We start from the raw sequence: 17,757 nt of genomic DNA, 5'->3' as shown, positions 1-17,757 counted from the left end.
GGCTCAGGCCTCGAAGCTCGGCGTGCTGCGCAGCACTTCCTCGAGCGTCGTCTGCCCCTCGGCCACCTTGAGCAGCCCGGCCAGGCGCAGCGGCTTCATGCCCTTGCGGGCGCCCAGGCGGCGCAGGCCGGTTTCGTCGCTCTGCGGGTGGATCAGCGCGCGCTCTTCCTCGCCGATGGTCAGCAACTCGTAGAGGCCGGCACGGCCGCGGTAGCCGGTGTGGCGGCACTCGAGACAGCCGACCGGCTTGTACGGCCGCGCCTCGGCCGGCAGTTCCCACGGCGCCGCGGTCTCGCGCAGCAGCGCGAGGCTGGCATCGGTATCGGGCTGCTTGCAGGCCGGGCACAACGTGCGCACCAGCCGCTGTGCCAGCACCGCGTTGACGGTGGCGCCGATCAGGAAGGGCTGCACGCCGAGGTCGACCAGGCGCGTGATCGCGCTGGCGGCGTCGTTGGTGTGCAGCGTCGAAAAGACCAGGTGGCCGGTCAGCGCGGCCTGGATCGCCATCTCGGCGGTGGCGAGGTCGCGCACCTCGCCGACCATGATGATGTCCGGGTCCTGCCGCATCAGCGAGCGCAGGCCCTCGGCAAAGCCGAGGTCGAGCGCCGGCTGCACTTGCGTCTGGTTCAGCGCCGGGTCGATCATCTCGATCGGATCCTCGATCGTGCAGACGTTGACCTCGTCGGTCGCCAGTTGCCGCAGGGTCGAGTAGAGCGTGGTGGTCTTGCCCGAGCCGGTCGGCCCGGTGACCAGCACGATGCCGTGCGGGCGCGCGATCAGCTCGAGCCAGCGCGCCGCGTCGTGCGCCGGGAAGCCCAGCGCGCGCACATCCTTGCCCACTGTCTGCGGATCGAAGATGCGCATCACCAGCTTCTCGCCGAAGGCGGTCGGCAGCGTCGACAGCCGCAGCTCGACCTCGCCGCCCTCGCCCGGCCGCAGCGTCTTGATGCGGCCGTCCTGCGGCCGCCGCTTCTCGACCACGTCCATGCGGCCGAGCAGCTTGACGCGCGCCGTCATCGCCGACATCACCACCGGTGGCACCTGGTAGGCGGTGTGCATCACGCCGTCGATGCGAAAGCGGATCACGCCCAGGTCGCGGCGCGGCTCGAGGTGGATGTCCGAGGCGCGCTGGTCGAAGGCGTACTGCCACAGCCAGTCGACCACCTGCACCACGCCCTGGTCGTTGGCGTCGAGCTGCTTGTTGGTCTTGCCGAGCTCGACCAGCTGCTCGAAGCTGGCCGCGCTCGCGTTCTCGCCGCGCTTGACGGCGTTGCGCACCGACTTGGCGAGCGCGTAGAACTCGGTCGTGTAGCGCCGGATCTCGTCCGGGTTGGCCACCACCAGCCGCACCTTGCGGTGGGTGTGGGCCTCGATCTCGGGCAGCCAACCGGTGTCGAAGGGCTCGGCGGTGGCGATCGTCAGCTCGTGCGCGGCAAAGCCCACCGGCAGCGCGAGTCGCGCCTGCGCGTAGGCCGGCGACATGGCCTCGGCGACGCGGCCGACATCGACCTTGAGCGGGTCGATGCGCAGGTAAGTCAAGCCAAAGCGACCGGCCAGCCACTCGGTGAGCAGCTCGCAATCGATAGGCGTCTGGGTGCCGGCGCGCACCAGGCCAAGCCCGCCCAGGCGCACCAGCGGATGCAGGCTGCTGGCCGAGGAGCCAAAGCGCTGCGCGATGCGCTTGGCCTCGTCGCCGGCAATCCAGCCGTCTTCGTAGAGCCACTTGAGCAGCGCGCGCCAGTCGAGCTTGCCCGGAGGCGGAAGACGCGCCGAGGTTTTGGCGTCCGGCCTGGAGTCGGGCTTGGGCAGAGGGCGCGGTGCCGAAGAGACGGTAGCTGTCATCGCAGGTCCAGGATCGCCGGGTCGAGTGGCTTCACCATCCGCAGCCACTTGCGGGCCGGCAGCTTGTAGCGCGCCTCGATGCTATCCGCTCGCCGCAGCAGCTCCTCGCGATCTGGTACCAAGACGTTGCGCGCGGCCACCACCACCGTGTTGCCTTCCCGCGTGGGCCGCAGCGACCAGCATTGATCCAGGCCGAAGGCACGTGCAATGCGCGCCGCGCTGGCGGCAAAGCTGGCATGGCGACCGAAGAGGTTGACGCTCATAAGCCCGCCCTCGGGATCGAGCGCCTCGCAGCAGGCGCGGTAGAAGGCCGCGTCGTCGAGCACCGGCGCCGCGGCCTCGTGGTCGTAGAGGTCGACCTGCAGCACAGCGATCTGGTGCGCACCGGCATCGGTCTGCAACCAGTCCATCGCATCGGCTTGCACGAGCCCGAAGCGCGGGCCGGGCTCCGGCAGCCTGAAGGACTGGCGACAGGCCGCGATCACGGCCGGGTTGAGCTCGACCGCGGTGGTGTCCATCTTCAGCGCGCCATGCGTGAAGCGGGTGATCGCGGCCGCACCGAGGCCGAGCTGCACCGCGCGGCCCTGCGCCAGCTCGGCGCTCGGGCGCCACAGCATCCAGGCCATCATGCGCTGCACGTACTCGAGCTCGATCGCCAGCGGCCTGGCGATGCGCATCGCGCCCTGCACCCAGGGCGTACCCAGGTGCAGGAAGCGCACGCCGTTCCACTCGGAGACGGTCACTTCGGGCAGTTCGGCGGCGGCGGCCTGGGCTCGTGGGTTCATCCGCCGATTGTCGCGATGCCGCTGGCCTCGAAGGCCGCGCGCCAGGCGGCGAGCTTGCGCTCGAAGCTCCAGCTCGCGTTGGCCGGGCTGGTTGACGGCAGCCGATGCACGCTCAGGCCGAGCGCGGCGCTGACGCGCGCGGCGCGCGCCGACTCGCCGCCGTTGTGAGCCACCGCCTGCAGCTTTGGTGCGCGGCGCTTCAAGCCGACCAGGTCGTTCGGCTCGGCGTCGCTGATCGCCACGTCGAGGCTGCCCTCGCGCCGGCAGCGGGCGTAGATGTCCCACAGCCCCAGGCCGTGGGTCTTGATGACGGCGAGCCGCTCGCGGTACGGCAGCGCCGCGAGATCGACGCCGATCAGCGCACCGACGATCGGCCAGAAGTGATTGCGCGGATGCGCGTAGTACTGGCTCGCCGCGAGCGAGGCGGCACCGGGAAAGCTGCCGAGCACGACCAGGCGCGTCGCGCGGCCCACCACCGGCGGCAAGCCTTCGAGCAACTCGCCGCTCATGCGGGAGCGAACCCCGCCAGCCGTGGCAGCGCCGCGCGCACGTTGGCCTCGGTGGCGGCGGCCAGCGCGTCGAGGCCGATGCCGCGCACTTCGGCCAGCACGGCGGCGATGCGCGGCAGCTCGGCCGGTTCGTTGCGGCCCATCGCCTCGCCGGCGGCGCGCCGCTCGGCGTTGGTGTAGAGCCATTGCGGCGGGATGTCGGGCGCGTCGGTCTCGAGCACGATGGCATCGAGCGGCAGCTCGGCCGCGAGCCGGCGCAGGTTGAGCGCACGCTCGAAAGTCATCGCGCCGCCGAAGCCGAGCCGGAAGCCGAGATCGACGAAGGCCTGCGCCTGTTGCGGGCTGCCGTTGAAGGCATGGGCGATGCCACCGCTGAGGCGCACGCGGCGCAGTCCGGCCAGCAGCGCATCGGCCGAGCGCCGCACATGCAGGATCACCGGCAGGCCGGCCTCGGCGGCGATCTCGAGCTGGGCCCGGTAGAAGCGCCGCTGCAGTTCGGGGTCGAGTCCGGCGACGAAATGATCGAGGCCGATCTCGCCGACCGCCACCAGGCGCGGATCGTCGAGCTGCGCGCGCAGCGCAAGGCGCAGCGTGTCCAGGTCGGCCTCGGTCGCGCGCTGCACGTAGAGCGGATGGATGCCGAGCGCGTAGGCGCAGCGGTGGCGGTGCGCGAGCGCGCGCACCGTCTCGAAGTTGGCGGCTTCCACCGCCGGCAGCACGATCTGCGCGACGCCGGCGGCGCGGGCGCGCGCCACCACCGCGTCACGGTCGGGGTCGAACTCGGCCGCGTCCAGGTGGCAGTGGCTGTCTGTCCAGCTCATGTCCAGCCAGCGTCCGCTTCGTCGCGCCGCCTACGCAGCAGGGGGGTGCTCCGGATGCGCGGGTTGATCCGGTGGAGTGCGCGCTTGCGCGGTCTGATGATGAGGCTCGTTCTTTCCACTGCTGCGAGGATGCCATGCGAACCCAGCTGCATTCAGTCCTTTCCCTGGCCGCTGTTGCGGCGGCGCTTGCCGGCCTCGTCGCCGGTTGCAGTTCGCCGATGGAGGCGGCCAAGCCGGTCGCCGTGCTCAAGGACGGCGAACTGGCGGTGCCGGCCGACTACAAGAGCTGGCCCAAGTTCCTCACCGCCATCCAGCGCCCCGACGCCAAGCAGGTGCGCGAGATCTACATGCACCCGCTGGCCAAGGGCGCCACCGCGGCCGGCGGCTTTCCGCAGGGCACGGTGTTCGTGATGGAGAACTGGGCGGCCCAGGCCAACCCCGACGGCAGCCTCGTCACCGGGCCCGACGGCAAGCTGGTCAAGGGCGCGCTGCAGAAGGTCTTCGTGATGGGCAAGAACAAGGGCTGGGCCGAGGACTTCACGCCGGTCGAGATGCGCAATGGCAACTGGGTCTACGCCGCCTACATGGCCGACGGCAGCAAGGCGCCCGACAACCTGCTGACCTGCCGTGCCTGCCACGCGCCGCTGACGAGCAAGGACTTCGTGCACCGCTACGACGAGCACTTCGCGCAGAAGGGCAGCGCCGGTGGCTACTAGCGCTTGAAGCCGCGGCGGCCACGCCCGCCGCGCCTGCGGTTCTTGGGGGTGGCGCTGCGCTTGCGGGCGTCCGGGCACGGGTCTATCGTGCGCCAGCCACCCCACCGGAGATCTGCCATGGTGACTCTCGTCGTCAACGGCCAGTCGGCATCCTTCGAAGGCGATCCGCAGATGCCGCTGCTCTGGTATCTGCGCGACGTGCGCCAGATGACCGGCACCAAGTTCGGATGCGGCATGGCACTGTGCGGTTCCTGCACCGTGCACCTCGACGGCGTCGCCACCCGCTCCTGCGTCACGCCCGTCAGCGCGGTCGGCAACCGCAAGATCACCACCATCGAGGGCCTGCACGCGCAGGGCCGCCATCCGCTGCAGGTGGCCTGGCGCGAGCAAGGCGTGCCGCAGTGCGGCTACTGCCAGTCGGGCCAGATCATGCAGGCCGCCTCGCTGCTGGCGCAAAACCCCAAGCCGAGCGATGCCGACATCGACGCCGCGATGGCCGGCAACCTCTGCCGCTGCGGCACCTACACCCGCATCCGGGCCGCGATCAAGCAGGCCGCAGGCGCCAAGAAGGGAGCCTGAACATGGACGCCACCACCACCCTCATCGCCGGCGTCCGCAAGCCCACGCGGCGCGAATTCCTCGCCGCCGGCGCCAGCTTCGGCGGCTTCGCGCTCGTCGCCGGCCTCTCCGATGCCGATGCCGCCGACGCTCCGGCCGCCGCACCGAAGTACGGCGCCTACGGCATGCCCAACGGCGTGGTCGAGAACCCCCTGGTGTTCGTGTCGATCGCCGACGACGGCGTTGTCACGATCACCTGCCACCGCGCCGAAATGGGCCAGGGCGTGCGCACCGGCGTTCCGCTGATCGTGGCCGACGAGATGGAGGCCGACTGGGCCATGGTGCGCGTGGCGCAGGCCCCCGGCGACGAGCCGCGCTACGGCAACCAGGACACCGACGGCTCGCGCACCACGCGCCACTTCTTCATGCCGATGCGGCGCTGCGGCGCCGCCGCGCGCCAGATGCTCGAGGCGGCGGCGGCGGCGCGCTGGTCGGTGCCGGCCACCGAGGTCGAGGCACGCAACCACCAGCTGGTGCACAAGCCCAGCGGCCGCACGCTCGGCTTCGGTGCGGTGGCACGCGAGGCCGCCACGCAGCCGGTGCCTGCGGGCGATGCCCTGCGGCTCAAGAACCCCTCGCAGTTCCGCTACATCGGCAAGGGCAAGCTCGGCCTGATCGACGGCTTCGACATGTCGACCGGGCGCGCCATCTACGGTCAGGACGTGGTGCTGCCCAACATGCTGTTCGCGGTGGTGGCGCGGGCGCCGGTGCTCGGCGCCACGCTGTCCGGCTTCGACGGCGCCGAGGCGATGAAGGTCGCCGGGGTGCGCAAGGTCGTCGCGATCAAGGGCTCGCCGATCCCGAGCGCCTTCCAGCCGCTCGAAGGCGTGGCGGTGATCGCCGACAGCACCTGGGCCGCGATGCAGGGCCGGCGTGCGCTCAAGCTCGACTGGCAGGACGGGCCGAACGCGAGCTACAACTCGGCCACGTACCGCGCCTCGCTCGAAGCTGCCGCGCGCCAGCCCGGCAAGGAGATCCGCAACGACGGCAACGTCGCCGAGGCGATGAAGGGTGCCGCCAAGACGGTGGCGGCCGAGTACTACACGCCGCACCTGACCCAGGCGCCGATGGAGCCGCCGGCCGCGACCGCGCGCATCGACGGCGACCGCTGCGAGGTCTGGGCCTGCGTGCAGAGCCCGCAGGCCGCGCGCAACGACATCGCCAAGCGGCTCGACATGCCGGCCGACAAGGTCAAGGTCAACGTCACGCTGCTCGGCGGCGGCTTCGGCCGCAAGTCAAAGGCCGACTTCGCGACCGAGGCCGCGCTGCTGGCCAGGGAGACCGAGGGCCGACCGGTCAAGGTGGTGTGGACGCGCGAGGACGACCTGCACCATTCCTTCTATCACACGGTCTCGGTCGACCGGCTCGAGGCCGGGCTCGACGCCAAGGGCAAGCCGGTGGCCTGGCTGCACCGCAGCGTGGGGCCGACGATCATGTCGCTGTTCATGCCCGACCCCAAGCAGATGGCGGGCTTCGAACTCGGCATGGGCCTGACCAACGTGCCTTTCGAGATCCCGAACCTGCGCATCGAGAACCCGCCGGCGCCGGCCTACACCCGCATCGGCTGGTACCGCGCGGTGGCCAACATCCCGCATGCCTTTGCGATCCAGTCCTTCGTCGCCGAACTGGCGCAAGCCGCCGGGCGCGACCCCAAGGACTACCTGCTCGAGCTGATCGGCCCGCCGCGCAAGTTGGACCCGCGCTCGCTCGGCGACCAGTGGAACCACGGCGAGAACCCCGAGCTGTACATGGTCGACACCGGCCGCCTGCGCCGCGTCGCCGAGACCGCGGCCAAGGGCGCCGGCTGGGGCCGCAAGCTGGCCAAGGGCCACGGGCTGGGCATCGCCGCCCACTACAGCTTCGTCAGCTACGTGGCGGCGGTGGTCGAGGTCGCGGTCGACGCGCAGGGCCGGCTGGAGATCCCGCGCATCGACATCGCGATCGACTGCGGCGCGATGGTCAACCCGGAGCGCGTGCGCGCGCAGATGGAGGGCGCCTGCATCATGGGCCTGAGCAACGCGATGCTGGGCGAGGTCAGCTTCGACAAGGGCCGCGTGCAGCAGGACAACTTCAATGGCTACCAGCTGCTGCGCATGAACGCGGCGCCGCGCCGGATCGAGGTGCACCTGATGCCGGGCGGCGACTACGCGCAGCCGATGGGCGGCGTCGGCGAGCCCGGCGTGCCGCCGATCGCGCCGGCGCTGTGCAACGCGATCTTCGCCGCCGGCGGCAAGCGGATCCGGCAGCTGCCGATCCGCAATCAGTTGCAGGCCTGAGCCCCGCTCATCGCGCCCTTCATCGCCTCCTGGATCTGCTCCGGGCTCAGGTCGCGCAGGTGCGTGGCCACCGACCAGCGGTGGCCGAAGGGGTCCTCGACCTGGCCGTAGCGGTCGCCCCAGAACTGGTCGGCCACCGGCATCGTGAGCTTGGCGCCGGCCGCCACCGCCTGCGCGACGGTGGCATCGACGTCCTTGACCTGCAGGTGGATGGTCACGGCCGAGCCGTTCAGCGCCTTCGGGCCATGGCAGCCGAACTCGGGCATCTCGTCGACCAGCATCAGCATCGAGTCACCGATCTGCACCGCGGCATGCATCAGCCTGCCATCAGGAGCGGGCAGGCGCATCAGCTCGACCGCGCCGAAGGCCTTCTTGTAGAACTCGATCGCGTCGGCGGCGCCGGCGCACACGAGGTGCGGGGTGATCGAATGCATCCCGTCGGGAATCGGCTTGACGGCGGACTGGGGCATGGTGAGGCTCCTCGGATCAACGGTGGGTGATGCGGAGCCCTCGCGCGCGGGGACTCCACCAGCACGACGAACGAACCGGGCCGGAATCGACACGGCGACCGGAATTTACGCTCAGGTCACCAGCAACCCGCGCTCCAGGTGCGCGACACGGTCGCAGCGCCGCGCCAGCGACTCGTCGTGCGTCACCAGCACGTAGGCGGTGCCGTGCGCGCGGGCCAGTTCCAGCATCAGCGCGAAGACCACGTCGGCGCTGCCGCGATCGAGGTTGCCGGTCGGCTCGTCGGCCAGCACGCAGGCCGGCTGCGTGACCAGCGCGCGCGCCAGCGCCACCCGCTGGCGCTCGCCGCCGGAGAGTTCCGAGGGCCGGTGCTGCACCCGGTGCGCCAGGCCCACCGCGGCCAGCGTCTGCTGCGCCTGCGCGCGCGCCTCGGCCTTGGGCAGGCGGCGGATCAGCAGCGGCATCGCGACGTTGTCGAGCGCGCTGAACTCGGGCAGCAGGTGGTGGAACTGGTAGACAAAGCCGAGCTGCCGGTTGCGCCAGGCGCCCTGCTCGGCCGGACCCATGGTCGAGCCCTCGCCGTTGAAGGCACGCCCGGCCAGCGCCACCGAACCCGCGCTCGGCGCATCGAGCCCGCCCAGAAGATGCAGCAGCGTGCTCTTGCCCGAGCCCGAGGCGCCGACGATCGCCAGCGTCTCGCCGCGCGTGACCTCCAGGTCGACGCCGGCCAGCACCGTGACGTCGATCGGCCCTTCGTGAAAGCGCTTGTGCAGGCCGCGGCCGGTCAGCACCGGCCCGTTCGCCTTTGGCTCACTCATAACGCAGGGCCTGGGCCGGTTGCACGCGGCTCGCGCGCCAGCTCGGGTAGAGCGTGGCGAGGAAGGCCAGCACCAGCGAGATGATCGCGATCGGCACGATGTCGGCGCTCTGCGGCTCGCTCGGCATGCGCGTGATCAGGTAGATGCTGCCGGGCAGGAAGCTGGCGCTGAGCAGCCGCTCCAGCGCCGGCACGATGACGTCGATGTTGAAGGCCACCAGCAGCCCGAGCCCCAGCCCGCCGAGCGTGCCGATCACGCCGGCCGCCGCGCCCTGGACCATGAAGATGCCCATGATCGAGCGCGGGCTGGCGCCGAGGGTGCGCAGGATCGCGATGTCGGCCTGCTTGTCGGTCACCGTCATCACCAGCGTGCTGACCAGGTTGAAGGCCGCGACCGCGACGATCAGCGTGAGGATGATGAACATCATCCGCTTCTCCAACTGCACCGCGGCGAACCAGTTCTGGTTGGTGCGGGTCCAGTCACGCACCAGCACCTCGGGTCCGAGTTGCCGAGAGAGCTCGTCGGCCACGCGGCGCGCGTCCTGCTGGTCCTTAAGGCGCAGCTGCACGCCGGTCGGACCCTCGGTGCGAAAGAGCTTGATCGCGTCGTCGATGTGGACCAGCGCCAGCGAGCTGTCGTACTCGTAGTGGCCCGAGTCGAAGCGGCCGGCCAGCGTCATCTGCTTGAGGCGCGGCACCACGCCGGCCGGCGTGACCTGGCCGTTGGGGGTGACGATGGTCACCGGCTCGCCGATCTCCAGGCCGAGCTGGCGGATCAGCTCGCCGCCGAGGATCAGGTTCCAGGCGCCGGGTTGCAGCTTGGCCAGCGTGCCCTCGGCCTCCAGCGTGCGGGCGATCGGCGTGACCTGCGGCTCCAACGCCGGGTCGATGCCGCGCACCATGGCGCCGCGCATCGTCTCGCCGCGCGCGATCAGCGCCTGCGTCGCCACGAAGGGCGCGGCGCCGACCACCTCCGGATGCAGCTTCGCGCTGGCCGCCAGCGCCTCCCAGTCGGCCAGCGGGCCGCCGCGCGCGTCGACGATCTCCACATGCGGGATCACGCCGAGCATGCGGTCGCGCACCTCCTTCTGGAAGCCGTTCATCACCGACAGCACGATGATCAACGCCGCCACCCCGAGCGCGATGCCGAGCATCGCGACGAAGGAGATGAAGGAGATGAAGCCGTTGCGTCGCCCGGCGCGGCCGGCGCGGGTGTAGCGCCAGCCGATGCGCAGCTCGTAGGGAAGGTTCTGCAGGAAAGACGACAAGGGCGGCCTTGGGAATCGCGATTCGGGAGCCGGGCGATGCTACCCGAGGCGGCCTTCGTGCCTACGGCCGGTCGCGCTCGACCAGCGCCAGATATTGCTCGGTCGTGCCGCCGGCCAGCGGCTTCATCATCACGCGCACGGTGTTGATCCGTTGCCCCATCGCGATGCCCTCGCGCCGGCACATCTGCGCGTAGCCGTTGCGCTCCCAGAAGCGCTCGGCGCGCTCGTTGCCGAGCACCACGCCCAGGCGCAGCCATTGCGCGCCCTGCGCGCGCATCCAGTCCTCGAGCGCGGCGTACAGCGCGCGGGGGGCGCCGCCGCCGTGCAGCGGCGTGGCCACGACGAACAGGCCGATGTGCCAGACGCCCGGAGCCAGAAGGTCCACCACCAGGTCGGTCATCGCGACCAGCTCGCCGCCGGCGTCGACGAAGCCGAACTGCCACTGGCGCGTCCAGGGCCAGTCGGCCGGCGGCTGACCGTGCAACTCCTCGTGCGCGGCGTCGGCCGCCGCCGGCTCGCCCTGCACCGCCAGGAAGTAGCCGGGATTGGCCTCGAAGAAGCGCTGCAGCGCGGCCTCGTCGGCCGGGCCGAGCTCCACCGCGCGAAACGCACCGGCGCTGAACGCGGCCGGCTTCACGGCTTGGCGGCGGCTGCCGCGGCCAGCCGCTGCTGCAGCGCCGCCCGGCGCTCCAGGCTGGCGGCGGGCCAGTGGGCCGAGGCCTTGTAGTACTCCGCCACCGCCGGCGTGCCGGGCGGCAGCAGCACCCAGGGCTGCTTGGTCGTCGTGAAGATGTGGATGTCGGGCGGGCAGCGTGCCGGCTCGTCGAGCGTGCCGACGCGCACGAAGCAGACCGAGTCGCCGGCGCCCGCGTAGTGGCTCCAGACCGCGACCCGGCAGATCGGGCAGCGCGCGATCTTCTGGCCGGCGCCGCTGAGCGAGGGCGTGTCGACCAGTTCGGGCTCGCCCTGGAGCAGTTGCACGCGATCGGCCTCGATCATCGCGTTGAGCGCGAAGGCCGAGCCGCTCTCGCGCTGGCACCAGGTGCAGTGGCAGCAGTTGACGAACAGCGGGCCGCTCGCGAGGCGGTAGCGCACGGTGCGGCAGGTGCAGCCGCCGTCGAGGGAGGTCGATGCGTCATGCATGAGGGGCTCCGGGGGTGTGGCGTCGGGGGCGGCCCACGACGGGCCGCCCGTCTCAACGCTCCTCGCTGCCGATGAAGCGGTAGGCGAAGGCTCCGATCACGCCGCCCACGATCGGGGCGAGCCAGAACAGCCAGAGCTGGGCGACGGCCCAGTCGCCGACGTAGAGCGCCACGCCCGTGCTGCGCGCCGGGTTGACCGAGGTGTTCGTGACCGGAATGCTGACGAGGTGGATCAGCGTCAGCGCCAAGCCGATGGCGATCGGCGCAAAGCCGGCCGGTGCCCGCTTGTCGGTGGCGCCGAGGATCACCAGCAGGAAGAACATGGTCATCACGACCTCGGTGAGCAGCGCCGCGAACAGCGAGTAGCCGCCCGGCGAGTGCGCCCCGAAGCCGTTGCTGGCAAAGCCCTTGGACACGTCGAAGCCCGGTGCGCCGCTGGCGATCAGGTACAGCACGCCCCCCGCCGCCACCGCGCCCAGCACCTGGGCCACGATATAGGGCACGAGCTGCGCGGCCGGAAAGCGCCCACCGGCCCACAGGCCGATCGAGACGGCCGGGTTGAGGTGGCAGCCAGAGATGTGGCCGATGGCGAAGGCCATCGTGAGAACGGTCAGCCCGAAGGCCAGCGACACGCCGACGAGGCCGATGCCCACCTCCGGGAACGTGGCCGCGAGCACCGCGCTCCCGCAGCCGCCAAGAACGAGCCAGAACGTTCCAAGGAATTCAGCGCCGTATTGCTTCATTGGATCCTCCGTTGATGGGTGGGCGGATTCTCAACTCAGACGGGATCGGAAGCACGCGTTGGCACGCAGGTTGGTGCTGGGGCTGCGGGCGATTGAGCTGTGGCGCGGCTTAGCGTGGGGGCACCTCCGCTTGACCAACAAGCTAGACCTGAGCTTTGGCGCGAATTGACTTAGCACTCAGCCTCCACACCACCCATGGCTCGCGATCGCGATAGCCTTGCAGTTCGAGCGTTCCGTCATGCTCGCTCCACACCTCTACCAGATTGAGCGGCGGCAACGACGACCCAACGTCAAGCGGGACCTCGCCGCCTCCGGCAACGTGCAGAACCGCGGACTCTGCCGTCACCCCGAGGAGTTCCAGCGTTAGGCTCGCAGTCGGTCGAGCTTCAACGGTAGCGCTGGAAACGTAGATTGAGACTTGTGAAGCCGACCTCTCGACCTGCACGATCCGTGCATTCTCAAGATCGACTTCGCCGGCCGCGGACAGGATCATGTTGGGTCAAACGTCAAGTGGGCGACATTGGCCGGTATGGCAGTCTCAGCCCGATCCGCTGGCGGGTATCGGTTCGGCCACGTCCGACACCCCGGGTTCATCCACGCCTCCAAGGTCACCTGCAGCGGATCAGACTGACTAAGTCGCTCGGTATGCCGCCCGACTCTTGCCGCATGCTATCCGCCACCCAGCGCCTCTCCCGCTCCCTGTCGGCGGCCGACAACGCCGCCGCTACCATCGGCGCTTCGCTGTACCCGCCCCGCCGCACCATGGAACTCTCGACCTGGCTCACCTTCTTCCTCGCCTCCTGGGCGATCAGCATCTCGCCCGGCGCCGGCGCGGTGGCGGCGATGAGCGCGGGGCTCAACCATGGTTTCTCGCGCGGGCTCTACACGACCTTCGGCCTGATCCTCGGCATCTGGACGCAGGTGCTGCTGGTCGGCGCCGGCCTCGGCGCGCTGATCGCCACCTCGTCCACCGCCTTCGCGCTGGTCAAGTGGCTGGGCGTGGCCTACCTGGTCTGGCTCGGCATCAAGCAGTGGCGTGCGCCGGCCACGCCGCTGGTGGCCGCCGACGACGATGCCGCCGCCGCGCTCGGCGCGCCGAGCGCGCGCTCGCTGGTGCTGCGAGGCTGGGGCGTCAACGCGGTGAACCCGAAGGGCACGGTGTTCCTGCTGGCGGTGGTGCCGCAGTTCCTCGACCTCGGCCGCGCGCTCGCGCCGCAGTACCTGGTGATCGCCGCCACGCTCGGCTTCACCGACCTGGTGGTGATGAGCTGCTACACGGCGCTGGCCGCGCGGGTGCTGCGCGCGCTGCGCGAGCCGCACCACATCCGCCTGCTGAACCGCATCTTCGGGAGCCTGTTCGTGCTGGCCGGCACGCTCCTGGCCACGGTGCGCCGCGCCTAGGGCCTGTTCGCACTGCGCAGACCCGGGTCGCCCTCCGCCATTGCCCCTGCGCGGCAGTCGATCGCTCGAAGCGTCGGCATCTCGGGCCGCTGTTCTGGGGCCCTCGGTTCATGGTCGGCGTCGGCGCGGCAGGGACGGCGCCGCACTGCCGCGACCGCCGCCATCGGGCCCCTAGCCGGCATGAGCTTCTCGGGCCCCCCATCCACTATTCTCTGTTCACCGTGGGTATGCCCGGACCCACAAGAGCGAGGTCTCGAAGTCGGGACAACGCGCACGGGCTTGGAACATCGAAATCCAACCAGAGGAGAACGAAGATGAGAACGAAAGCAAGCTTGCTGCGAGCAGTCGTGATGGCCTTCGGTCTAGGGCTGCTCGCCACGGGGGGATTGCTCGCGCAGACGCAAACGGCAGTCGATGTGCGCGACTTCGAAGTGCTCGCGGTCGATGGCAACAGGGTGATCTTCCGCGACCAGAAGGGGACTCACGACCTGACGGTGCCGGACGCCTTTCGCTTCAAGGTCGATGGCCGGCAGATGTCCGCAAAGGAACTGAAGCCGGGAATGAAGGGCCAGGCGACCGTTACGACCACCACGACCACGATCACGCCCGTCACCGTCTCCGAGGTTCGCGAGGCCACGGTGGTGAGCACGACCTCGCATTCCGTGACAGTCCGGGGAACCGACGGTGTGCGGCGCCGCTTTGCCCAAAGCGAACTCGACAAGCGCGGTATCGAGATGATCAAGGATGGGCGCGTCATCGGTATTAGCAAACTGGAGCCCGGCGACGTGGTCACTGCTACGTTCATCTCGAACGAGCCGCCAACCGTCGTGACCGAGACCGAGGTCGACATGAAGCTCGCCCAAGCCAAGGTGGAGCCCGCTGCGGACAAGAGTCCTTCGGCGGCCCCTGTTGCGGCGGCTCCTGCGTCGGTGGCGCCGGCACAGGCCACTCCCGAGGCACCGAGTACCTCGGCCCCGCCACAACAGTCGACATCCTGGCTGCTGTGGGTCGCGGTATTGATCGCACTCGCGGCTCTCGTTGCGTACTTCGTCAGACGCAAGAAGGGCTGAGCGCTCGACCTCTCGGCGCGCTGTTGGCGCTGGCTGGCACGCTGCTAGCCAGCGTGCGCCGCGCCCAGGGCCTGTTCGCACTACGCAGACCCGGTTCTGCGGAGCAGGCCCACCGCCATTGCCCCTGCACGGCAGTCGATCTCTAGCACCACGGCATCGCGAGTTTTCAGGAATTACTGAAAATACAGGCCTCCACTCGGAAGCCTCATGTCTCTGCCACCCCTGGTCCAGCACTTCGTCTCGCACTTTGGCGAGATGGGCAGCCGCTGGGGCATCAACCGCACGGTCGGCCAGATCTACGCGCTGATCTTCGTCTCGCCGCGGCCGATCAACGCCGACGAGATCGCCGAGTCGCTGGCCTTCTCGCGCTCCAACGTGAGCATGGGGCTCAAGGAGCTGCAGGCCTGGCGCCTGGTGCGGCTCAAGCACCTGGCCGGCGACCGGCGCGAGTACTTCGAGGCGCCGGCCGACGTGTGGGAGATCTTTCGCACCCTGGCCGAGGAGCGCCGCCGGCGCGAGATCGAGCCCACGCTGAGCATGCTGCGCGAGGCGCTGCTGGCCAGCCCCGGCAACGACGACGAGCGCCACGCGCAGGAGCGCATGCGCGCGATGCACGAGTTCATCGAGCTCAGCAGCACCTGGTTCGACGACGTCCAGCGCCTGGACGCCAAGACGCTGGCGCGCCTGATGAAGATGGGCGCCAAGGTGCAGAAGGTGCTCGAGCTCGGCAGCCGGCTCAAGCCGGCGGGCGCCGGCCCGCGGTCCGCCAGCACCTCCCGCTGATTCTCAACATCGAGGTCCCGCCGCATGGATGTCAGCGCCGCCGCCACCGAAACCGCGCTGATGCTCGCGCGCGTGCAGTTCGCCGCCAACATCAGCTTCCACATCCTGTTCCCCACCATCACGATCGCACTGGCCTGGGTGCTGCTGTTCATGCGCTGGCGCTGGCTGCGCACCCAGCAATCGGCCTGGCTCGACGCCTACCGCTTCTGGACCAAGGTCTTCGCGCTCAGCTTCGCAATGGGCGTGGTCTCGGGCATCACGATGAGCTTCCAGTTCGGCACCAACTGGCCGGGCTACATGGAGCGCGTGGGCAACATCGCCGGCCCGCTGCTCGGCTACGAGGTGATGACGGCCTTCTTCCTCGAGGCCACCTTCCTCGGCGTGATGCTCTTCGGCCATGGCCGGGTCTCGGAGCGGGTGCACCTGCTGGCGACCTTCCTGGTCGCCTTCGGCACCACGATGAGCGCGTTCTGGATCCTCGCGCTCAACTCCTGGATGCAGACGCCGGCCGGCCATGAAGTCGTGGGCGGCCAGTTCCATGTGCAGAGCTGGGCCGCGGTGATCTTCAACCCATCGTTCCCCTACCGCTTCGCGCACATGCTGCTGGCCTCGTTCCTGACGGTGGCCTTTCTGCTGGCCGGGCTCTCGGCCTGGCAACTGCTGCGCAACTGCGCCAACGGCGCCACCCACAAGACGCTGCGCCTGGGGCTGACATTCGGCGCGCTGCTGATCCCGGTGCAGATCTTCGTCGGCGACCTGCACGGCCTCAACACGCTCGAGCACCAGCCGCAGAAGATCGCCGCGATGGAGGGCCTGTGGCACACCGAGCGCGGGGCGCCGCTGCTGCTGTTTGCCTGGCCCGACGAGGCGGCGCGCGCGAACCGCTTCGAGATCGGCGTGCCCAACGGCGCCGCCCTGATCCTGACCCACCGCGCCGACGGCGAGCTCAAGGGCCTCGACGACTTCAAGGGCGCACACCCGCCGGTGGCGCCGGTGTTCTGGGCCTTCCGCGTCATGGTCGGCGTCGGCCTGCTGATGCTGGCGGCGAGCTGGGCCGGCCTGTGGCTGCTGCGCCGTCGCGGCTGGAACGGCGCGGCGCTGCCGCGGCTGGTGCTCTGGGGCCTGGCCGCGATGACCTTCTCCGGCTGGCTCGCCACGCTGGCCGGCTGGTACGTCACCGAGATCGGGCGCCAGCCCTTCATCGTCTTCGGCCTGGTGCGCACTGCCGAGGTGGCCTCCACCGTGCCAGGCCAGATGATCGCGCTCTCGCTGGCGCTCTACCTCACGCTCTACGCCGCGCTGATCGTGGCCTACGTCGCGGTGCTGCGCTACATGGCGGAGCACGCGAAGGAAGCCGCGAAGCCGTCGGTCGAGGTATCGCCGCGAAGCTTGCCCAACGCGGAGGCCACGTCATGAACACGCTCGACACCGTGCTACCCGTGGTCTTTCTCGCCGTGATGGGCCTGGCGATGCTGGCCTACGTGGTGCTCGACGGCTACGACCTCGGCGTCGGCATGCTGCTGCCGCGCGCCAGCACCGAAGAGAAGAACACCATGGTCGCGTCGATCGGGCCGTTCTGGGACGCCAACGAGACCTGGCTGGTGCTCGGCGTGGGCATCCTGCTGATCGCCTTTCCGGTCGCGCACGGCCGCATCCTCGGTGCGCTCTACCTACCGGCGACGCTGATGCTGATCGGCCTGATCCTGCGCGGCGTGGCCTTCGACTTCCGCGTCAAGGCGCGCGACGAACACCAGCCGCTGTGGAACCGCATCTTCTTTGCCGGCTCGATGCTGGCCGCGCTCGCGCAGGGCTACATGCTGGGCCGCTACATCACCGGCTTCGCGCCCGGCTGGGGCTTTGCCGCCTTTGCCGTCGCGATCGCGCTGACGCTGCCGGCGGCCTACGTGCTGATGGGCGCGGCCTGGCTGATCCTCAAGACCGAAGGCGCGCTGCAACTCAAGGCCATCGCCTGGGCGCGGCAGGCCTGGTGGCCGATGGTCGGCGGCATCGCGCTGATCTCGCTGGCAACGCCCTTTGCCAGCCCGACGGTGTTTGCGCGCTGGTTCACGATGCCGGAGCTGATCGCGCTGCTGCCGATCCCGGTCATCAGCGCTGCGTTGCTGCTGTGGCTGCGCTGGCTGCTGGTCCAGCCCGATCACCGGCGCACCGGCCTCACCGGCCGCTTCTGCTGGGCACCGCTGGCGATCGTGGTGGCGGTGTTCGTGCTGGCCTTCATCGGCCTGGCCTACAGCCTCTATCCCTACGTGATCATCGACCAGCTCACCGTGTGGGATGCCGCCAGCTCGACCGCCTCGCTGATCGTGATCGGCATCGGCGCCGCCATCAGCGTGCCGGCGATCGTGGTCTACACGATCTTTTCGTACCGGGTGTTCGGCGGCAAGGTGCGCGAGCTGAAGTACGCCTGAGTCCTGATGGCGCGCAAGGGCCGGGGCCACTCGCGGCGGTGAACGGTGTGCCGATGCCGGACCTGAGCACGG

General features: G+C 70.0%; 19 protein-coding genes. 8 read left to right on the top strand and 11 right to left on the bottom strand.

The annotated features are described in order from the left end of the window. Positions 1-3: 3 nt before the first annotated feature. From EV670_RS11285 to EV670_RS11270, 4 genes are read right to left on the bottom strand one after another with little or no spacing between them, the layout of a single operon-like run. Entirely contained in the window at positions 4-1,842 is a 1,839-nt protein-coding gene (locus EV670_RS11285) for a GspE/PulE family protein (protein ID WP_130432088.1), read from the bottom strand. Continuing rightward, positions 1,839-2,627: a class I SAM-dependent methyltransferase gene (locus tag EV670_RS11280; RefSeq protein WP_130432086.1), complete on the bottom strand. Its 789-nt coding sequence runs from the start codon at positions 2,625-2,627 to the stop codon at positions 1,839-1,841. Before EV670_RS11280 ends, EV670_RS11285 begins: the two co-directional genes overlap by 4 nt. Next, a complete protein-coding gene (locus tag EV670_RS11275) occupies positions 2,624-3,136 on the bottom strand; it encodes a DNA-deoxyinosine glycosylase (protein ID WP_130432084.1) in 513 nt (170 codons plus the stop codon). Before EV670_RS11275 ends, EV670_RS11280 begins: the two co-directional genes overlap by 4 nt. After that, positions 3,133-3,957 carry a TatD family hydrolase gene (locus tag EV670_RS11270; RefSeq protein WP_130432082.1) on the bottom strand — a complete coding sequence of 275 codons (825 nt, stop codon included), beginning with the start codon at positions 3,955-3,957 and terminating at the stop codon, positions 3,133-3,135. The genes EV670_RS11275 and EV670_RS11270 overlap by 4 nt, the downstream gene beginning before the upstream one ends. 134 nt (positions 3,958-4,091) lie before the next feature. Between EV670_RS11270 and EV670_RS11265 the strand changes: the two genes are divergently transcribed. The 3 genes from EV670_RS11265 to EV670_RS11255 all read left to right on the top strand — a co-directional run bounded on the left by EV670_RS11265 (position 4,092) and on the right by EV670_RS11255 (position 7,567). Continuing rightward, positions 4,092-4,673 (top strand): cytochrome P460 family protein, encoded by a 582-nt coding sequence (locus EV670_RS11265; RefSeq protein WP_130432080.1) that lies wholly within the window; start codon positions 4,092-4,094, stop codon positions 4,671-4,673. 117 nt (positions 4,674-4,790) lie between these two features. Then, positions 4,791-5,252, top strand: coding sequence for a (2Fe-2S)-binding protein (locus tag EV670_RS11260; protein WP_130432078.1), 462 nt, complete (start codon positions 4,791-4,793; stop codon positions 5,250-5,252). 2 nt (positions 5,253-5,254) lie between these two features. After that, positions 5,255-7,567 (top strand): xanthine dehydrogenase family protein molybdopterin-binding subunit, encoded by a 2,313-nt coding sequence (locus tag EV670_RS11255; RefSeq protein ID WP_130432076.1) that lies wholly within the window; start codon positions 5,255-5,257, stop codon positions 7,565-7,567. Here EV670_RS11255 and EV670_RS11250 read toward each other — a convergent pair. The 7 genes from EV670_RS11250 to EV670_RS11220 form a co-directional block, all read right to left on the bottom strand. Then, positions 7,552-8,037 (bottom strand): VOC family protein, encoded by a 486-nt coding sequence (locus tag EV670_RS11250; protein ID WP_130432074.1) that lies wholly within the window; start codon positions 8,035-8,037, stop codon positions 7,552-7,554. The genes EV670_RS11255 and EV670_RS11250 overlap by 16 nt on opposite strands. A gap of 111 nt (positions 8,038-8,148) precedes the next feature. Further along, positions 8,149-8,853, bottom strand: a complete 705-nt coding sequence (locus EV670_RS11245; protein ID WP_130432072.1) for an ABC transporter ATP-binding protein — start codon at positions 8,851-8,853, stop codon at positions 8,149-8,151. Then, positions 8,846-10,120, bottom strand: a complete 1,275-nt coding sequence (locus EV670_RS11240) for a lipoprotein-releasing ABC transporter permease subunit (protein WP_207225056.1) — start codon at positions 10,118-10,120, stop codon at positions 8,846-8,848. Before EV670_RS11240 ends, EV670_RS11245 begins: the two co-directional genes overlap by 8 nt. Positions 10,121-10,181: 61 nt before the next feature. Continuing rightward, positions 10,182-10,757 carry a GNAT family N-acetyltransferase gene (locus tag EV670_RS11235; protein ID WP_130432070.1) on the bottom strand — a complete coding sequence of 192 codons (576 nt, stop codon included), beginning with the start codon at positions 10,755-10,757 and terminating at the stop codon, positions 10,182-10,184. Next, entirely contained in the window at positions 10,754-11,263 is a 510-nt protein-coding gene (locus EV670_RS11230; RefSeq protein WP_130432068.1) for a GFA family protein, read from the bottom strand. Before EV670_RS11230 ends, EV670_RS11235 begins: the two co-directional genes overlap by 4 nt. Before the next feature lie 52 nt (positions 11,264-11,315). Continuing rightward, on the bottom strand, positions 11,316-12,005 hold the full coding sequence (gene aqpZ, locus EV670_RS11225; protein ID WP_130432066.1) for an aquaporin Z: 690 nt from the start codon (positions 12,003-12,005) through the stop codon (positions 11,316-11,318). Positions 12,006-12,147: 142 nt separating this feature from the next. Next, a complete protein-coding gene (locus EV670_RS11220; RefSeq protein WP_130432064.1) occupies positions 12,148-12,498 on the bottom strand; it encodes a hypothetical protein in 351 nt (116 codons plus the stop codon). 269 nt (positions 12,499-12,767) lie between these two features. On the opposite strand from EV670_RS11220, the gene EV670_RS11215 reads away from it, so the two are divergent. The 5 genes from EV670_RS11215 (at position 12,768) to EV670_RS11195 (ending at position 17,685) form a co-directional block, all read left to right on the top strand. Continuing rightward, complete coding sequence (locus tag EV670_RS11215) at positions 12,768-13,406, top strand: LysE family transporter (RefSeq protein ID WP_130432062.1); 639 nt, start codon at positions 12,768-12,770, stop codon at positions 13,404-13,406. Positions 13,407-13,720: 314 nt separating this feature from the next. Further along, positions 13,721-14,476: a hypothetical protein gene (locus EV670_RS11210; RefSeq protein WP_130432060.1), complete on the top strand. Its 756-nt coding sequence runs from the start codon at positions 13,721-13,723 to the stop codon at positions 14,474-14,476. A 207-nt stretch (positions 14,477-14,683) separates the two neighbouring features. Beyond that, positions 14,684-15,259 (top strand): GbsR/MarR family transcriptional regulator, encoded by a 576-nt coding sequence (locus tag EV670_RS11205; protein ID WP_207225055.1) that lies wholly within the window; start codon positions 14,684-14,686, stop codon positions 15,257-15,259. Between the two features lie 24 nt (positions 15,260-15,283). Further along, positions 15,284-16,675 (top strand): cytochrome ubiquinol oxidase subunit I, encoded by a 1,392-nt coding sequence (locus EV670_RS11200; protein ID WP_130432058.1) that lies wholly within the window; start codon positions 15,284-15,286, stop codon positions 16,673-16,675. Continuing rightward, positions 16,672-17,685, top strand: coding sequence for a cytochrome d ubiquinol oxidase subunit II (locus EV670_RS11195; protein WP_130432056.1), 1,014 nt, complete (start codon positions 16,672-16,674; stop codon positions 17,683-17,685). Before EV670_RS11200 ends, EV670_RS11195 begins: the two co-directional genes overlap by 4 nt. Positions 17,686-17,757 lie beyond the last annotated feature (72 nt).

This window comes from Rivibacter subsaxonicus, from assembly GCF_004217215.1.
In the GTDB taxonomy this organism is placed as follows: Bacteria; Pseudomonadota; Gammaproteobacteria; order Burkholderiales; family Burkholderiaceae_C; genus Rivibacter; species Rivibacter subsaxonicus.
This window is presented reverse-complemented; position numbering and strand designations above follow the sequence as displayed.